This is a genomic window from Kitasatospora sp. MAP5-34 (assembly GCF_029894335.1).
Classification (GTDB): Bacteria; Actinomycetota; Actinomycetes; order Streptomycetales; family Streptomycetaceae; genus Kitasatospora.
Map to the genome: position 1 here is coordinate 1 of NZ_JARXZC010000004.1, position 15,602 is coordinate 15,602.

The 15,602-nt window shown below is 70.5% G+C and carries 17 protein-coding genes; 9 read left to right on the plus strand and 8 right to left on the minus strand.

Annotated features, from left to right (window positions below):
- Window positions 1–224 precede the first annotated feature (224 nt).
- The gene (gene glpX, locus P3T29_RS05270; RefSeq protein WP_280715092.1) at window positions 225–1,280 is read right to left on the minus strand and encodes a class II fructose-bisphosphatase; all 1,056 of its coding nucleotides are present in this window, start codon (window positions 1,278–1,280) and stop codon (window positions 225–227) included.
- Window positions 1,281–1,495: 215 nt separating this feature from the next.
- Here glpX and P3T29_RS05275 point away from each other — a divergent pair, with 215 nt between their 5' ends.
- Window positions 1,496–2,017, plus strand: coding sequence for a DUF4245 domain-containing protein (locus tag P3T29_RS05275; protein WP_280715093.1), 522 nt, complete (start codon window positions 1,496–1,498; stop codon window positions 2,015–2,017).
- Window positions 2,018–2,117: 100 nt separating this feature from the next.
- Here the strand turns inward: P3T29_RS05275 and P3T29_RS05280 are convergent, their stop codons facing one another.
- Both P3T29_RS05280 and P3T29_RS05285 read right to left on the minus strand, forming a co-directional pair.
- Entirely contained in the window at window positions 2,118–2,726 is a 609-nt protein-coding gene (locus P3T29_RS05280; RefSeq protein WP_280715094.1) for a malonic semialdehyde reductase, read from the minus strand.
- A gap of 128 nt (window positions 2,727–2,854) precedes the next feature.
- Window positions 2,855–3,136 (minus strand): exodeoxyribonuclease VII small subunit, encoded by a 282-nt coding sequence (locus P3T29_RS05285; RefSeq protein WP_280715095.1) that lies wholly within the window; start codon window positions 3,134–3,136, stop codon window positions 2,855–2,857.
- Between the two features lie 70 nt (window positions 3,137–3,206).
- On the opposite strand from P3T29_RS05285, the gene P3T29_RS05290 reads away from it, so the two are divergent.
- Window positions 3,207–3,695, plus strand: a complete 489-nt coding sequence (locus P3T29_RS05290) for a GNAT family N-acetyltransferase (protein ID WP_280715096.1) — start codon at window positions 3,207–3,209, stop codon at window positions 3,693–3,695.
- A 21-nt stretch (window positions 3,696–3,716) separates the two neighbouring features.
- On the opposite strand, the gene xseA is transcribed toward P3T29_RS05290, so the two are convergent.
- Window positions 3,717–4,928, minus strand: coding sequence for an exodeoxyribonuclease VII large subunit (xseA, locus tag P3T29_RS05295; RefSeq protein ID WP_280715097.1), 1,212 nt, complete (start codon window positions 4,926–4,928; stop codon window positions 3,717–3,719).
- Between the two features lie 152 nt (window positions 4,929–5,080).
- On the opposite strand from xseA, the gene P3T29_RS05300 reads away from it, so the two are divergent.
- On the plus strand, window positions 5,081–6,055 hold the full coding sequence (locus tag P3T29_RS05300; RefSeq protein ID WP_280715098.1) for a 4-hydroxy-3-methylbut-2-enyl diphosphate reductase: 975 nt from the start codon (window positions 5,081–5,083) through the stop codon (window positions 6,053–6,055).
- A gap of 190 nt (window positions 6,056–6,245) precedes the next feature.
- On the plus strand, window positions 6,246–6,989 hold the full coding sequence (gene ppgK / locus P3T29_RS05305) for a polyphosphate--glucose phosphotransferase (protein ID WP_280715099.1): 744 nt from the start codon (window positions 6,246–6,248) through the stop codon (window positions 6,987–6,989).
- A gap of 24 nt (window positions 6,990–7,013) precedes the next feature.
- On the opposite strand, the gene P3T29_RS05310 is transcribed toward ppgK, so the two are convergent.
- Complete coding sequence (locus tag P3T29_RS05310; RefSeq protein ID WP_280715100.1) at window positions 7,014–7,601, minus strand: DUF6542 domain-containing protein; 588 nt, start codon at window positions 7,599–7,601, stop codon at window positions 7,014–7,016.
- Window positions 7,602–7,717: 116 nt separating this feature from the next.
- Between P3T29_RS05310 and P3T29_RS05315 the strand changes: the two genes are divergently transcribed.
- Window positions 7,718–8,140, plus strand: a complete 423-nt coding sequence (locus tag P3T29_RS05315; RefSeq protein WP_280715101.1) for a glyoxalase — start codon at window positions 7,718–7,720, stop codon at window positions 8,138–8,140.
- 74 nt (window positions 8,141–8,214) lie between these two features.
- Window positions 8,215–9,288 carry a redox-regulated ATPase YchF gene (gene ychF / locus P3T29_RS05320; RefSeq protein ID WP_280715102.1) on the plus strand — a complete coding sequence of 358 codons (1,074 nt, stop codon included), beginning with the start codon at window positions 8,215–8,217 and terminating at the stop codon, window positions 9,286–9,288.
- Between the two features lie 101 nt (window positions 9,289–9,389).
- On the opposite strand, the gene P3T29_RS05325 is transcribed toward ychF, so the two are convergent.
- Together P3T29_RS05325 and P3T29_RS05330 are read right to left on the minus strand one after the other, a co-directional pair.
- Complete coding sequence (locus P3T29_RS05325) at window positions 9,390–10,619, minus strand: cytochrome P450 (RefSeq protein WP_280715103.1); 1,230 nt, start codon at window positions 10,617–10,619, stop codon at window positions 9,390–9,392.
- A gap of 87 nt (window positions 10,620–10,706) precedes the next feature.
- On the minus strand, window positions 10,707–12,206 hold the full coding sequence (locus tag P3T29_RS05330; protein ID WP_280715104.1) for an MFS transporter: 1,500 nt from the start codon (window positions 12,204–12,206) through the stop codon (window positions 10,707–10,709).
- A gap of 133 nt (window positions 12,207–12,339) precedes the next feature.
- Here P3T29_RS05330 and P3T29_RS05335 point away from each other — a divergent pair, with 133 nt between their 5' ends.
- The 3 genes from P3T29_RS05335 (at window position 12,340) to P3T29_RS05345 (ending at window position 13,776) form a co-directional block, all read left to right on the plus strand.
- Window positions 12,340–13,059, plus strand: coding sequence for a TetR/AcrR family transcriptional regulator C-terminal domain-containing protein (locus P3T29_RS05335; RefSeq protein ID WP_280715105.1), 720 nt, complete (start codon window positions 12,340–12,342; stop codon window positions 13,057–13,059).
- A 184-nt stretch (window positions 13,060–13,243) separates the two neighbouring features.
- Entirely contained in the window at window positions 13,244–13,525 is a 282-nt protein-coding gene (locus tag P3T29_RS05340) for a type II toxin-antitoxin system prevent-host-death family antitoxin (protein ID WP_280715106.1), read from the plus strand.
- The gene (locus tag P3T29_RS05345) at window positions 13,522–13,776 is read left to right on the plus strand and encodes a Txe/YoeB family addiction module toxin (RefSeq protein ID WP_280715107.1); all 255 of its coding nucleotides are present in this window, start codon (window positions 13,522–13,524) and stop codon (window positions 13,774–13,776) included. Before P3T29_RS05340 ends, P3T29_RS05345 begins: the two co-directional genes overlap by 4 nt.
- A 290-nt stretch (window positions 13,777–14,066) precedes the next feature.
- On the opposite strand, the gene P3T29_RS05350 is transcribed toward P3T29_RS05345, so the two are convergent.
- Entirely contained in the window at window positions 14,067–15,575 is a 1,509-nt protein-coding gene (locus P3T29_RS05350; protein ID WP_280715108.1) for a S53 family peptidase, read from the minus strand.
- Window positions 15,576–15,602: the final 27 nt, after the last annotated feature.

Sequence of the window (15,602 nt, forward strand, 5' to 3'; positions counted from 1 at the left end):
ACAGGCACGCCACCATCAACGCGCACATCCCGGCGACGACACCACCGAGGACTACGAATCGCCACAAAGAGTCATGTGCGAAGGACAGGGCTAGCTCAGGACCGGCCAACCCAACAGGGGCGCGGCGAACTTCGCGAAACCGGGAGGCAACGACCCGCAGCCTCCGCTTCGCGCGGTTCCTCGCGCCCCTGTTGTGGTTGACGCCGGACTGCCGGTGCTGCCGGTCAGTTGGCCCGGTCGAAGTCGATCGCGCTGTACGCCCGCAGCTTGGAGAGCTTGTGGGTGGAGTGGATCTCGCGGATGGTGCCGCTCTTGGAGCGCATGACCAGTGAGCTGGTGGTGGCGGTCTCCTGGCGGTAGTGGACGCCGCGCAGCAGTTCGCCGTCGGTGATGCCGGTGGCGACGAAGAAGACGTTCTCGCCGCTGACCAGGTCGTTGGTGGTGAGGACCCGGTCGAGGTCGTGGCCGGCGTCGAGGGCGCGCTGCTTCTCGGCGTCGTCCTTGGGCCAGAGGCGGCCCTGGATGACGCCGCCCATGCACTTCATGGCGCAGGCGGCGATGATGCCCTCGGGGGTGCCGCCGACGCCGAGCAGCAGGTCGACGCCGGTGCCTTCGCGGGCGGTCATGATGGCGCCGGCGACGTCGCCGTCGGTGATGAACTTGATCCGGGCGCCGGCTTCGCGGACCTGGCGGACCAGGTCGTTGTGGCGGGGGCGGTCCAGGATCATCACGGTGACGTCCTCGACCGAGCTGCCCTTGGCCTTGGCGACCCGGCGGATGTTCACGGCGGGCGGGGCGGTGATGTCGACGAACTCGGCGGCTTCGGGGCCGGTGATGAGCTTGTCCATGTAGAAGACGGCGCTGGGGTCGAACATGGTGCCCCGGTCGGCGACCGCGAGGACGGCGACGGCGTTGGCCATGCCCTTGGCGGTCAGCGTGGTGCCGTCGACCGGGTCGACGGCGACGTCGCACTCGGCGCCGGTGCCGTCGCCGACCCGCTCGCCGTTGTAGAGCATCGGGGCTTCGTCCTTCTCGCCCTCGCCGATGACGACGACGCCGTTCATCGACACGGTCGAGACGAGCGTGCGCATGGCCTTCACGGCCGCCCCGTCGGCGCCGTTCTTGTCACCCCGCCCGACCCAGCGGCCGGCCGCCATCGCGGCGGCCTCCGTGACACGGACGAGCTCCAGGGCCAGGTTCCGGTCGGGTGCCTCGGGGGCCACCTCGAGGGAGCTGGGGAGGTTGTGGGAGTAGCGGTTATCAAACGCGTGCGTGGTCATCGTCGATACCTCTCTGTACGCGACGGCCAGTTAGCGCCCGACTACTGCCTGGTCGAACGCCGTGCTGAGGGTCCTGCGATCGTATCTGCCCATCAGATGACTGTCTGTGGCGCATCTCCTGCTCACCTGCGATTCTGTGCCGAAATGAGCCGATTCACCCGCCCGTGGGGGCCCCTGGTGTCAGCAGCCGGGGCGCGATGGGTCACCATGTGGGGATGGCAGGCAAGAGCAGCACGAGAGGCCGGCAGACCGTACGGGACATGATCCTGTCGATGCTGGCGGTCGTTGGAGTGGCGGCCGGAGCGTACGTGTTCATCCCGCACGCGACCGGAAACACCGTCCGCGCGGTCGACTACTCGTCGGCGCTCGCTTCGGCGAAGCGCGCCGCGCCCTACCCGGTACTGGGCCCGGACGGGCTCGCCGGGGACTGGAAGGCCACCTCGGTGCAGTACCAGAAGGACCAGAAGGGGTACGCGGTCTGGCACCTGGGCTTCGTCACGCCCTCCGGCCAGTACGCGGCGGTCGAGCAGAGCAACGCGGGCCGGGACGACGTCCTCGCCACCACCGTCCCCGGCGCCCAGGCGGACGGCGACGCCTCGGTGGCGGGCAAGGACTGGAAGCGTTACCAGGGCAGCCACTACCGGGGTCTGGCCGTGCCGACCGGCACCGCGACCACCGTGGTCACCGGCACCGCCTCGTACCAGGAGCTGGCCCAGCTCGCGCAGGCCCTGAAGTAGCACCCGGTTCCGACCGGACCGCCCCGCTGTCGAAGGCCCCCGCACGGTCGAAGGCCCCCACCGCACGGTGGGGGCCTTCGGCAGCAGGCTCGCGGAGGCCTCAGACGGTGGTGACGACCTCGTCGTACGACAGGCGCGGGCCGCGCGGGTACGAGGCGTTCTCGCCCGGCTTGCCGATGTTGACGACCATCAGCACCGAGTGCTCACCGTCGCCGAAGAACTCCTTGTCGATGGCCGCACCGTTGTAGCCGCCCATCGGACCGGCGGCCAGACCGGCCGCCCGGATGCCGAGCAGGAAGTAGGCGGCCTGCAGGGACGCCTGGAAGCGCGCGGCGGCCTCGCGGCCCGGGCGCTCGGTGAAGAAGTCCTTGGCGTTCGGGACGACGGGGAACTGGGTCGGCAGGTGCTCGTGGAACTCGTGGTCGGCCGCGAGGATGGCGACCAGCGGGGCGGCGGCGGTCTTGGCGCGGTTGCCGTCGTTCATGTGCGGCAGCAGGCGCTCGCGGCCCTCGGGGCTGCGGACCAGGACTATGCGCAGCGGCTGCGCGTTGAGCCCGGTCGGGGCGTACTTCACCAGGTCGTAGATGGCCTGGACCTGCTCGTCGCTGACGGGCTCGTCGGTGAACGCGTGGGCGGTGTGAGCCTCACGGAAGAGCAGGTCCTGGGCGGCGGTGTCGAGTACCAGGGCGTCGCTGGCTGCTGAGTTCATGCTGGTCTACCTAATGCTGGGAGTGGCATACCGGGCGGCCGGAATACCGCCCACGTCCGTCAACAGTAGGTGAAACTTAAACTATTCCGCGCCTGACTGTGAGCTGGATCACTCGCGACTGTTTTTGATCATTTCTGCCCGGTGCCCCCGGTATTCCCGGCGCCCCCGGTGCCCCCGGCCTCCTCGGCGGCCAGTGCGGCGTCCAGCCGGGCCCGCGCGCCGTCCAGCCAGCGCTGGCAGACCTTCGCCAGTTGCTCGCCGCGCTCCCAGAGCGCCAACGACTCCTCCAACGACACCCCGCCGGCCTCCAGCTGCCGGACCACCTCCAGCAGGGCGTCCCTGGCCTGCTCGTACCCCAGGCTGTCGTCCGTGCTGCCCGCCCGGCCCGTCTCGTTCTCCCGATCTGCCATGGCGCCAGCGTAGGGGGTGGCCGTGACAATTCGGATGTGCGCGCGGGGAGGCTGTCGCTAGCCTCCCACCATGATCCTGGTACGCCCCGCGACACCCGATGACGCCGCCGAGCTCGTCCGCCTGCGCGGCCTGATGTTCGAAGCCATGCCGTCCATGGCCGGAAAGGCGGGCCCGGGTCCGTGGCAGGCCGCCGCCGAGGGGGTGCTCCGCGACCGACTGGTCGCCGTCCCGCTGACGATGCCCGCGTTCGTGGTGGACGATCCAGAGCACCCCGGCCGGCTGGCCTCCTGCGCCGTCGGCACGCTGGAGCAGCGGCTGCCCGCGCCCGGCCACCCGGACGGCCTGTTCGGCTTCGTCTTCAACATCTGCACCGACCCGCAGGCCCGCTACCGGGGCTACGCCCGCGCCTGCACCGAGGCGCTGCTCACCTGGTTCGACGAGCACCGGGTGACCAGGATCGACCTCCACGCCAGCTCGGGCGGCGAGCAGCTCTACCGCAGCCTGGGCTTCCACGAGCACTCGATCCCGCTGTCCCGGAACCGGCAGCTCACCGGCTGACCGTCGCTCCCGGCGAGCCCGTCACTCCGGCCCGACCGTCACCCCGAAGCCGCCCTGGGCCACCCTCGCGTGCAGCTCCTCGCCCGCCGTGACCTGCGCCGGATCCGTCACCACGTGGCCGTCGGCCCGCTGCAGCACGGCGTAGCCGCGCTCCAGGGTGGCCAGCGGGGAGAGCGCGACCACCCGGGCCAGGGTGTGGCCGAGGTCCGACTCCGCGCCGTCCAGCCGGTGGCCGAGGCAGCGCCGGGAGCGCTCCAGCAGCGCGGCGACCTCCCCAGCCCGCCCGGCCACCAACTGCTGCGGCGCGGCGAGCACCGGACGGCTGAGCAGGCTCGCCAGCCCGGCCAGCTCGCGCTCGACCCGGCCGAACACGTGCCGCCGGGCCCGGTCACGCAGCTGGTGCACCTTGGTCAGCTCCTCGCCGACGTCCGGTACGACGCGCTTGGCGGCGTCGGTGGGGGTCGAGGCCCGCAGGTCGGCGACGAAGTCCAGCAGCGGCTGGTCCGGCTCGTGCCCGATCGCGCTGACCACCGGCGTCCGGGCCCCGGCGACCGTCCGGATCAGCCCCTCGTCCGAGAACGGCAGCAGGTCCTCGACGCTGCCGCCGCCCCGGGCCACGATGATCACGTCCACCTCCGGGTGCTCGTCCAGCTCCCGGACGGCCGCCGAGACCTGGGCCACCGCCCCGACGCCCTGGACGGGCACGTTCCGCACCTCGAAGCGGACGGCGGGCCAGCGGCGCCGGGCGTTCTCCAGTACGTCCCGCTCGGCGGCCGAGCCCCGGCCCGTCACCAGACCGACGCAGTGCGGCAGGAAGGGCAGCGGCTTCTTCCGCTCCGCCGCGAACAGCCCCTCCCCGGCCAGCCGCCGCTTCAAGTGTTCGAGTTTGGCCAGCAACTCGCCGAGCCCGACGAGCCGGATCTCCGCCGCCCGCAGCGAGAGCGTGCCGCGCGCCGCGTACCACTCGGGCTTCGCCCGCACGATGATCCGCGAGCCCTCCTGCACCGCGTCCGCGACCTGCTCGAAGACGGCCCGGAAGCAGGTGACGGTCAGCGAGACGTCCCGCTCCGGGTCGCGCAGCGTCAGGAACACCACGCCCGCGCCGGGCCGCCGGCTGAGCTGGGTGATCTGCCCCTCGACCCACACCTCACCCAACCGGTCGATCCAGCCGCCGATCAGCGCGGAGACCTTGCCGACCGGGATCGGGGCTTCGGGAGAGCTGCTGTTGGCCATGCGTACGAGGCTATCGCCGGGCGCCGACACCGGAGGTCTTCCGGAAGCCCGCCGTGCCCAGCTTCGATCGTTCATCCCCCGAGTCCGGTCGGCTTCTGCCGCACCCGCCCGCTGCGCAGGTTCGGGTCGGCGTCGCCCGTACCATGGATGCCATGTCCAACACTGCTCAGCGCCGTGTCCTGCTCGCCGCCCCCCGGGGCTACTGTGCGGGCGTCGACCGCGCCGTCATCGCCGTGGAGAAGGCCCTCGAGCAGTACGGGGCACCGATCTACGTCCGCAAGGAGATCGTCCACAACAAGTACGTCGTGCAGACCCTGGAGAAGCAGGGCGCGATCTTCGTCGACGAGACGGAGGAGGTGCCCGAGGGCTCCATCGTGGTCTTCTCGGCCCACGGCGTGGCGCCGTCCGTGCACGACGAGGCCAAGGTCGGCAAGCTCGCCACCATCGACGCGACCTGCCCTCTGGTGACCAAGGTCCACAAGGAGGCCGTCCGGTTCGCGGACGAGGACTTCGACATCCTGCTGGTCGGCCACGAGGGCCACGAAGAGGTGGTCGGCACCATGGGTGAGGCCCCGGACCGGATCCACCTGGTGGACGGCCCCGAGGACGTCGCCAACGTGCAGGTGCGCGACGAGAGCAAGGTCGTCTGGCTCTCGCAGACCACCCTCTCGGTCGACGAGACGATGGCCACCGTCGGCGAGCTCAAGAAGCGCTTCCCGCTGCTGGTCAGCCCGCCCAGTGACGACATCTGCTACGCCACCCAGAACCGTCAGGTCGCCGTCAAGCAGATGGCCCCCGAGACCGACCTGCTGATCGTGGTCGGCTCCAAGAACTCCTCCAACTCGGTCCGCCTGGTCGAGGTCGGCCTGGAGTACGGCGCCAAGGCCGCGCACCTGGTGGACTTCGCGGACGAGATCGACGAGTCCTGGTTCGAGGGTGTCACCACGGTCGGCCTGACCAGCGGCGCTTCGGTGCCGGAGATCCTGGTCGAGGGTGTACTCAAGTACCTCGCCGAGCGCGGCTACGCCGACGTGCAGACCGTCAAGACTGCCGAGGAGCACCTGATCTTCTCGCTGCCGAAGGAGCTGCGCCGCGACCTGCGCGCCGAGGCGGCCGGCAAGATCTGAGTCCTGACCAGATGCCCGGGGTGCGCTAGCGGATATCAGCTGACAGATTTCAAAATCTGTCAGCTGATATCTGTCGCCGCATCCCGGGCATCGTGCATCGCGCATCCCTCGTCCGTCGAATCGGCAGGCGTACGCCGCCCGGCGCCCGTACGTTGTGCACAGGCTGTGGACGACGGAAGGCGACGTGACAGTGGCGACGGTATTCGGTGTGGACATCGGTGGCTCGGGGATCAAGGGTGCGCCCGTGGACCTCGAACGCGGCGCGCTTTCCGAGGAGCGGTACAAGGTCCTGACACCCCAGCCGGCCTCGCCGGAGGCCGTGGTCGCGGCGGTCCGCGAGGTGATCGGGCACTTCGACCACCACGGCCCGGTCGGGCTCACCTTCCCCGGAGTGGTGGTCGGCGGCCACACCCGGACGGCCGCCAACGTGAACCCGGGCTGGATCGGGCTCGACGCCCAGGGCCTGTTCCGGGAGGCGCTCGACCGGCCCGCCACGGTGCTCAACGACGCCGACGCGGCCGGCCTGGCCGAACTCCGGCACGGCGCCGGCCGGGGGCGGGGCGGGGTGGTGCTGGTGCTGACCTTCGGCACCGGCATCGGCAGCGCCCTCTTCGTCGACGGCGCCCTCGTCCCCAATACCGAGCTGGGCCACCTGGAGATGCGCGGCAAGGACGCCGAACGCCGGGCCTCCTCCGCCGCGAAGGACCGGCACGAGCTGACCTGGCCCGAGTGGGCCGTCCGGGTGGACGAGTACCTGGACCTGGTGGAGCGGCTCTTCTCCCCGCAGTTGATCATCATCGGTGGCGGGGTGAGCCGTAAGCACGACAAGTTCCTGCCGCTGCTCCGGGAGCGCGACGCGGGCGTCGTACCGGCGCTGCTGCGCAACGACGCGGGAATCGTCGGCGCGGCGATGGCGGCGGCTGCGGCGGGCTGACGCGCGCCGCGCCGTCTCAGGTGCTCAGGTACCGGTCCGGCCCCTTCTGATGTGGCGCTGGGCCAGGAACCGGGCCGCCACGATCACGACCGCCAGCCCTGTGCCGCTGAACAGCCACCCGGCCCGCAGGGCCAGCCCGGTCGCCAACGCCAGCACCTGCCCCGTCACGCCGGGAGACGAGACCGGCCCGAGCAGCAGCAGCGCGGCGGCGAAGGCGATCGGTCCGCTGATCGGCGCGGCCGGCAGGTCCGCGAGGCGCACCCGTACCGCGAGCTGGAAGCAGATCACCAGGTAGCCGAGCCCGAACAGCGTCCCGAGCCCGTCGAACAGCACCCGGTCCACCGCCGCCACCGCCAGCGTCCCCACGACGGCGAGGAGGCCCGTCCCCACGGCGGTCAGCCGGGCGGGCCGCCCGCCGCGCGGCCGTTCGCGGCCCGGGGGGCCGAACTGCAGTGGCAGCTTCAGCCGCAGGCGCGGCACGGCACTGCTACCGGACAGCGTTCGCAGGCGGGTGTCGGGGGGCATGGCGGGCCCCGGTACGGCGGCCTCGGCGGCGCCGGCTGGCGGTCGGCGTCGGGGCCCGGGCGGCTGGGTACGGATGCTCTGCTCCACCCGACCAACGTACGGTCCGATCATCGCCACACGGTGTAATGGCCGCGTTCCGCCTGCCGTCGTGTCCCCGGACGGCGTAATGTCGGCCCGAATCAGCTGATCATCGGGGAGGCATCGTGGCCGACAGCTCCACCAGCCCCATCGGTTCCGACTTCACCTTCGAGCGGCTGCACCACGTGCAGCTGGACATCCCGGCCGGCTCCGAGGAGCTGTGCCGCGAGTTCTGGGCGGGGGTGCTCGGGATGACCGAGCTGGAGAAGCCGCCGGTACTCGCGGCTCGCGGCGGATGCTGGTTCCGTGGCGGCGGCGTCGAGGTGCACCTGGGCGTGGTCCCCGACTTCACCCCGTCCGCGAAGGGACACCCCGGCATCCTGGTCGCCGCCCTGCCCGCGCTGGCCGCCCGCCTGGAGTCCCACGGTGTCCCGGTCGTCTGGGACGACAACTTCCCCGGCTACCGGCGCTTCCACTCCGCCGACCGGCTCGGCAACCGCCTGGAGTTCCTGGAGCCCACGTTCCTGGAGCCCACGGCCACCCCCTGACCCGGACCCGTAGACTGGGTCGTCGGCCCGTACGGTGCCGCTCCACGCCCTCCAAGCCCACGGGACTGCGCTTCATGTCGCTCACGATCGGAATCGTCGGCCTGCCGAACGTCGGCAAGTCGACCCTTTTCAACGCCCTGACCAAGAACGACGTGCTGGCGGCCAACTACCCGTTCGCCACCATCGAGCCCAATGTCGGCGTCGTGGGCGTCCCGGACCCGCGCCTGAAGGTGCTCGCCGAGATCTTCGGCTCGCAGCGCCTGCTCCCGGCGACGGTGGACTTCGTGGACATCGCCGGCATCGTGCGCGGCGCGTCGGTCGGCGAGGGTCTGGGCAACAAGTTCCTCGCCAACATCCGCGAGTCGGACGCGATCTGCCAGGTCATCCGCGCCTTCGTCGACCCCGACGTGGTGCACGTGGACGGCAAGGTCTCGCCGAAGGACGACATCGAGACCATCAACACCGAGCTGATCCTCGCGGACCTCCAGTCCATCGAGAAGGTGCTGCCCCGCCTCCAGAAGGAGTCGCGCCTGAAGAAGGAGTCGGCGGCCACGCTGGCCGCCGCCGAGGCCGCGCAGAAGATCCTGGAGAGCGGCAAGACCCTCTTCGAGGTCGGCTTCGACTCCACCTCCGTCCGCGAGCTGCACCTGCTCACCACCAAGCCCTTCCTCTACGTCTTCAACGTGGACGAGGAGGAGCTGATGGACGAGGAGTTCAAGGACGCCCAGCGCGCCCTGGTCGCCCCGGCCGAGGCGATCTTCCTCAACGCGAAGATCGAGTCCGAGCTGATCGGCATGGAGGAGGACGAGGCCCTCGAACTCCTCCAGTCCATGGGCCAGGAGGAGACAGGCATGGCCACCCTCGGCCGCGTCGGCTTCGAGACCCTCGGCCTGCAGAGCTACCTCACGGCCGGCCCCAAGGAGGTCCGCGCCTGGACCATCAAGAAGGGCGCCACCGCCCCGGAGGCCGCCGGTGTGATCCACACCGACTTCCAGAAGGGCTTCATCAAGGCCGAGATCGTCTCCTTCGACGACCTGGTCGAGTGCGGCTCCATCCCCGAGGCCCGCGCCAAGGGCAAGGCCCGCATCGAGGGCAAGGAGTACGTCATGCAGGACGGCGACGTGGTGGAGTTCCGCTTCAACGTCTGACTCTCTGTCAGTCCAAGGGCTCGGCCTGCGCGTTGGCAGGCCGAGCCCTTGGAGTATGTCCGCACGGAGTCCTCGCGACCTGACCTGTGCGCGGCCCCGCCTCAGAATCGGACCGGCAGCCCGACGGGATAGCTGCCGTCGCCCGCGAACCCGACGCGCTCGACGGCGTCCCGTCCGACGGCGAGGGCCAGGCTGTCGCGCCGCAACAGCAGCTGGTCGAGGATCACCTCGGTCTGCAGGTTGGCGAGCGCGGCGCCGATGCAACGGTGCGCGCCGTGCCCGTAGGCGATGTGCCCTGCGCCGGGCGCCGCCTCACGGGTGAGGTCGAGCCGCTCGGCCTCACCGAAGGTGCCCGGGTCGCGGTTGGCGGCGAGCAGTCCACTGGTCACGCCCTCGCCGCGGCGGACCAGGACGCCGCCGAGTTCCACATCCTCGGTGGCGTAGAGCGTGGCGCCGATCCGGACCGTGGACACGTACCGCAGCAGCTCCTGCACTGCGCGCGGCAGTAGTTCGGGTTCGGCGCGCAGCCGTGCCACCTCCTGCGGGTGGTCGAGGAGGGCGAGCACCCCATCGGTGATGAAGAGGGCCGGCGGTGCGATCCCCGTGTTGATCAGCAGGAAGACCAGCGCGATCATCTCCTGTCGGTTCAGCCGCTGCCCCTTCGCTGCCTCCGCGCTGGATCGCAGCAGATCGGAGGCCAGGTCCTGGGCGGGCGCGGTGGCGCGGCGGTCGAGGAGGCCGTCGATGTACGCGGCGAGATGATCGATACCGGGGATGAACCGGTCCGGCTCACCCGATTCGTAGTCCCGGATCCAGCTGCCGACCTTCGGCCGGTCCGCCTGGTCGACTCCGATGATCTCGCAGATCACGTTCGTCATCAGCGGGTACGCGAAGGCGTGCAGCAGGTCGAACTCGGCTTCCTTCGCGGCGAGTTCCTCGGTCAGCTGCTGGGTGATGCGCTCGATCCGCGGCCGCAGTGCAGCGATCCGGCGCGGTGCGAAGGCCCGCATCACGTGCGTCCGCAGCCGGGTGTGCTCCGGCCCGTCGACCATCACCAGGATCTCCAGGTACTGCCGGTACTCCGCGGGCAGCCCCGCGTCGTCGAGCAGTTCCGCGCCGACGCCGCCGCCCTCCGCCCCCGGAACCTTCGTCAGATCCCGGACGAACCGGCTGTCGCCGAGCGCCGTCTTGACCACGTCGTACTGCGTGGCCAGCCACACCGGGGTCTTCGTCTGCGGCAGCGTCACCCGCATCAGCGGCGCGTGGCCGTGCGAGGCGTCGTCGACCTGGGCGTGGGTCAGTTCGAGCGGGGTGGCGGTGGGCTCGGGCATGTCGGTACTCCACTCCGTGTGGGCTTGGTGTGCGTCGGTGTGTGGTGCTTCGTGCGCCTGGAGCCCCTGGGGAAGGGCATGGTGGGGTCAGATGACGAGTACCGGCTCGCCGACTGGAGCCGGCGCGGGCTGGGGCTTGGTGTCGCGCATGACCAGAGTGGCCAGCAGGGCGGCGGCGAGGACGCCGATCGCGCTGATGGCGAAGGTGGTCGACATCGAGGCGGTGAAAGCCTGGCGGGCGGTGTGGATCAGGGCGGTGTCGCCGTGGGCGAGGGTGAGTGCGCCGGCGATCGAGTGCTTCGCCTGCTCGGGGGCGTCGGCGGGCATCCGGCCGGCGAAGCCGCTGGAAAGGAGCGAGCCGAGGATCGCGATGCCGAGCGCGGTGCCGGCCTGCTGGATGGTGTCGTTCAGAGCGGACCCGACGCCCGCCTGCTCGGCCGGGATGGTGCCCATCAGTGCGCCGACCGCGGCCGGCATCGCGAGGCCGGCGCCGAGGCCGAGCGGGCCGAGCGCGACGGCCGGGACGGTGAAGCCGCTGTCGGCCGAGACGGTGGTCAGCAGCGCGAAGGAGGAGGCCATCACGAGCATCCCGGCCAGCACCAGGTAGCGGTTGCCGATCTTCGCGGTGAGCTTGGCGCCCAGGCCGTTGCCGACCAGCGCGGCGACGGCCAGCGGCACGAACGCGACGCCCGCCTTGACCGGCGAGTAGCCGAGTACGAACTGCAGGTACTGGGTGAGCACCAGCAACAGGCCGCCGTTGCCGATCTGAACGAGGGTCAGCGAGAGCGAGCCGCCGCTGAAGTTGCGGTGCTTGAAGAGGGCCAGCGGCGCCATCGGCGCGGGTGTGACGTTCTCCCAGACCACGAACCCGATCAGGGAGACAGCGGCGACGGCCAGGGTGATCGCCGAGTGGCCGCCGAAGGCGCCGTACTGCGGGAGGTCGATGATCCACCAGACCAGGGAGGTCATGCCGGCCGCGGAGAGCACGGCGCCGAGCGGGTCGGGCTTCTGCCACGGGCCCTTCGACTCCGGCATCAGGGTGAGGCCCGCCAGGACGGCCAGCGCGACGACCGGGACGTTGATGAAGAAGATCGAGTGCCAGGAGTAGTGAGCGATCAGCCCACCGCCGAGCACCGGGCTGCCGACCAGGCCGAGCATCGACACCGAGCCCCAGACCGCCATCGCCTTGCCGCGCTCCTCCTCGTCGAAGACGGTGATGAGGATCGACAGCGTCGAGGGCATGATCAGCGCTCCGCCGACACCCATCGCGATCCGTGCGGCGATCACTTCGCCGGGATTGGTGCAGAAGGACGCGGCCAGTGACGCGGCTCCGAAGAGCAGCAGACCGATGGTCATGACCTTCCGACGGCCAAATCGGTCGCCGAGGCTGCCGGAGGCGAGCAGGAGGCCGGCGAAGACCAGGATGTAGGAGTCGAGGATCCACTGGGTGTCCTGGGCACTCGCGCCGATGTCCTTGGTCATCGACGGCACCGCGACGGTCAGCGCCATGCTGTCGACCACCAGGACCAGCGAGCTGAGGCAGAGCACGATGAGGATCCACCAGCGGCGTGGATTGCGGGTTTCCATGGGGTCTTCCCTCCGGGCTGCGCACGTTGTTCCGTCGTTGCGCACACTGTACGCATGTCGGAACAGTGTGCGCAATCTCCATTCCTGTACGCTGCATGCGAACGCTGTACGCAGGTAGGCATTAAGGAGCGCCATGGCCGCGGAGACCAACCCGATCCCGTCCGTCTGGGCCCGGCGGCAGCGAGAAAGCGACCAGCCCGCGCTCACCCGGGCCGCCATCGTCCGCGAGGCGATCGCCATGCTTGACGCCGACGGCATCGACGCGCTCAGCATGCGCAAGCTGGGCGCCCGCCTGAACGCAGGTGCGACCTCCCTCTACCGGCACGTCGCCACCAAGGACGAGCTGATGGAGCTCGCGGTGGACGAGGCGATCGCCGAGATCTCCGTTCCGCCCGCCGACAGCCCCGACTGGCGCGCCGCGGCCACCGAGGCCGCCGGGTCCTTCCGCGCGACGGCCCTGCGCCACCCCTGGCTGGCCTCGGTCCTCGGTCAGGCCGGCCTGGCCTACCTGGGCCCCAACCTGATGTCCTACTCCGAGCGACTGGCCGCCCTGTTCACAGCCGCCGGCTTCCCCGAGCCGAGCCGAGCCATCGACACCGTGCTGTCCTATGTCATCGGCATGAGCACCACCGAGGCGGCCTGGCTCACCGCCGTCGCCCGCTCCGGCGAGACCGAGACCGCCTTCATCGCCCGCCTGATGCCCGCCGCCCGAGAGACCGTCGCCGACCACGACCACCTCGCCGCCGCCTACGCCGAGGTCGCCGCCCTCGACCCCGTAGAGATCCGCGACAGCAAGTTCGCCTACGGGCTGGACGTCGTCCTCGACGGCCTGGCGATCCGGCTCCCGCGCTGACAGGTCGGGCCGCTGTGTTCGGCTGTATGGAGTCCATCATTCGCCGATGTTGCGCCGGAGGTGGCGGCGGCGGAGTGGCTTCCGGTCCGGCGGGGGCCGGTGTGAACCGCTTCGGTCTTCACCCGGTCGGCCGCCCCTGAGAGTGGTACGTTATTCGGTACCACTCTTCGAAGGGGTTCGAGTCATGTCGATCACTGCGAGCGAGGCCCGCAAGGTGCTCTTTCCACTGATCAAGAAGGTCAACGACGACCATGAAGCCATCGAGATCGTCTCTAAGCACGGGAACGCCGTGCTGGTCTCCGCGGAGGACTACGCCGCCCTGCGTGAAGGTTCCTACCTCTTGCGCTCGCCGGCGAATGCCCGCCGCCTGCTCAAGGCGTACGAGAATGCCCTCAGCGGTATCGGACTCTCCGAACGCGAGCTGATCGACCCCGATGCGGCAGATGCGGGGAAGGGCGCCGCGTGAGGCTCGTCTTCGAGGAGCAGGGCTGGGAGGACTACACGTCCTGGCTCAAGAATGACCGCAAGATGCTTGCTCGGATCAACAAGCTCATCGAGGACGTCCTCCGCGACCCCTTCAGTGGGATCGGCAAGCCCGAGCCGCTGAAATATCACCTGCCCGGGGCGTGGTCGCGGCGGATCGATGAGGAGCACCGCCTCGTCTACCTCGTGACTGATCGTGAGATCATCGTCTTGGCTGCTCGCTACCACTACTGACCGCGTTCCAGTCCGCAGGCAGTCCGCAGCACAATCGATCGCGACCGTCGTGTGCTGTCGCCGGCCAACCAAGACATGCCAGGTCAGGCGCATCGTCGGCATCCCGCTGCAGGTCGGGTCCGGCCGTCATTCGTTCCGCTTCAACGTCTGACGTTCCGACGGAAAGGCCGCCCGATCTGCCTCCGAGCAGGCCGGGCGGCCTTTGCGGTCCGCGAGTAGGTCTACGCCTCCCGGCTCGGCCTCGCCGTCGACCGGGTGACAGCGCTGTCGGACCTCCGACGACCCAGGTGCTAACCCGCGTGCGCCGCCGCCACCAGGTCGGGCAGCAACCGGTTCGCGTCCGGAGTGCCGAGCCCGGTGACCGGGTCCCAGCCCGTGGTTGCCAGGTATCCGGCGACGGTTGGGTCGGTCGTGTTGTCGCCGGTGGTGACGTCGTGGAAGTCGGCCGCGTACTTCGCCGGGTCGGCCGCGATCCGGTAGAGCGCGGGGTTGATCAACCCGAGGCCGCCGCCGTTCAGTTGGTCCGCGATGGCGACCAGGCCGGCCCACTGCGGGCAGGCGAGCGAGGTGCCGCCGATGTCGTACCAGCCGGTGCTGCACGGGACGGCGCCGCACTTCAGGCCGCTCAGTCCGTCCGGCGGGAGCGAGACGTAGACCAGCGCGCCGGTGCCGGGGCCGGCCTGCAGTGCCACGTCGGGGACGCCGCGCATGCTGCCGATCGCCGTGCTGCCGACCGGAGTGGTGAGCTGGTAGTCGGGTTGGCCGAAGAGCTGGCTGAAGCCACCGCCGGAGTTGGTCCAACCGACCTCGGCCACACCGGGGTTGGCCTGGCAGGTGCCTGGGTTGTCGGCACTGTCGATCACCCGGGCGCTGGTGGCGCTCGGGTCCGTGCACAGGTCCGTGCCGCCGACGCCGGTCACCAGTGGGTCGGAGGCCGGCCACTCGACCGACGGGTACGGGAGTGTCGTCCCGCCCGACTTCACCGGCGTCTTGGTGTTGCCCGCGCTACCGCTGTCGCCGGACGAGCCCAGCACGGTGACGCCGTTCAGAGCCGCCGACTTGAACGCGTGCCGCAGTGTCCCGACCGACTGCGCGCTCGCGAAGGCACCTTCGGCAGAGGCGAAGGACTGCGAGATCACGGTGGCCAAGTGGTGGTCCACCACGTACTGCTCGGCGTCCATCATCTGCGGGAAGCCCTGCACCCCGAGCGTCTCGGCGGTCGGTGTGGTGACCAGCAGGATGTTGGCGCCGGGTGCCATCGCGTGGGCGGTCTCCACGTCGAGCGCGACCTCCAGCGCCCAGTCACTCCTGGCCTCCTGCCCGGGACCCTGGCTGGTGGGCGGCGGCGCGACGGTCGCCGGCGAACCCTGGAGGTGCAGCTCGCTGAAGCTCGGCATGCCCGGCCCACAGGTGGTCCCCTCCTCGCCGCACATCGCCGCCACACCGAAGGCCTGGTCGAAGACGTGCAGGTCGTGGGCCATGGTGTCGCTGCCGTACGAGTCGACGATCGCGATCGTCTGCCCCCGGCCGTCGTATCCGCCGGCCTGCAGCGGGTTGACGTCGTACGCGGCGCGGATGCCCTGCGGACTGAAGCAACGGCGCCCCGCCGAGGCGCACTGGGCCTGCGTCGGGGGCGTCTGGTCGGCGCTCAGCTGGGTGTAGTCGGCGACGATCGGGCGGACGGCCGGGTAGGCCACGGCCGACGCTGTGCTGCCGGGTGCCGACAGCACGCCGGAAGCGGCCAGCGCGAGGCTGCTCACCCCGGCGAGCAGCCATCGGCGTGCGGTGGGAGCGTTCAAGAGTCCTCCTTGTGAGGGTGAAGAAGG

Bases quoted from the DNA above. Each gene is read 5' to 3' on its own strand.
- P3T29_RS05340 (WP_280715106.1), top strand. From the start codon at position 13,244: ATGTCGATCACTGCGAGCGAGGCCCGCAAGGTGCTCTTTCCACTGATC.
- ychF (WP_280715102.1), top strand. From the start codon at position 8,215: ATGTCGCTCACGATCGGAATCGTCGGCCTGCCGAACGTCGGCAAGTCG.
- P3T29_RS05330 (WP_280715104.1), bottom strand. From the start codon at position 12,206: ATGGAAACCCGCAATCCACGCCGCTGGTGGATCCTCATCGTGCTCTGC.
- P3T29_RS05335 (WP_280715105.1), top strand. From the start codon at position 12,340: ATGGCCGCGGAGACCAACCCGATCCCGTCCGTCTGGGCCCGGCGGCAG.
- P3T29_RS05285 (WP_280715095.1), bottom strand. From the start codon at position 3,136: ATGGCAGATCGGGAGAACGAGACGGGCCGGGCGGGCAGCACGGACGAC.
- P3T29_RS05275 (WP_280715093.1), top strand. From the start codon at position 1,496: ATGGCAGGCAAGAGCAGCACGAGAGGCCGGCAGACCGTACGGGACATG.
- xseA (WP_280715097.1), bottom strand. From the start codon at position 4,928: ATGGCCAACAGCAGCTCTCCCGAAGCCCCGATCCCGGTCGGCAAGGTC.
- P3T29_RS05280 (WP_280715094.1), bottom strand. From the start codon at position 2,726: ATGAACTCAGCAGCCAGCGACGCCCTGGTACTCGACACCGCCGCCCAG.
- P3T29_RS05290 (WP_280715096.1), top strand. From the start codon at position 3,207: ATGATCCTGGTACGCCCCGCGACACCCGATGACGCCGCCGAGCTCGTC.
- P3T29_RS05325 (WP_280715103.1), bottom strand. From the start codon at position 10,619: ATGCCCGAGCCCACCGCCACCCCGCTCGAACTGACCCACGCCCAGGTC.
- glpX (WP_280715092.1), bottom strand. From the start codon at position 1,280: ATGACCACGCACGCGTTTGATAACCGCTACTCCCACAACCTCCCCAGC.
- P3T29_RS05300 (WP_280715098.1), top strand. From the start codon at position 5,081: ATGTCCAACACTGCTCAGCGCCGTGTCCTGCTCGCCGCCCCCCGGGGC.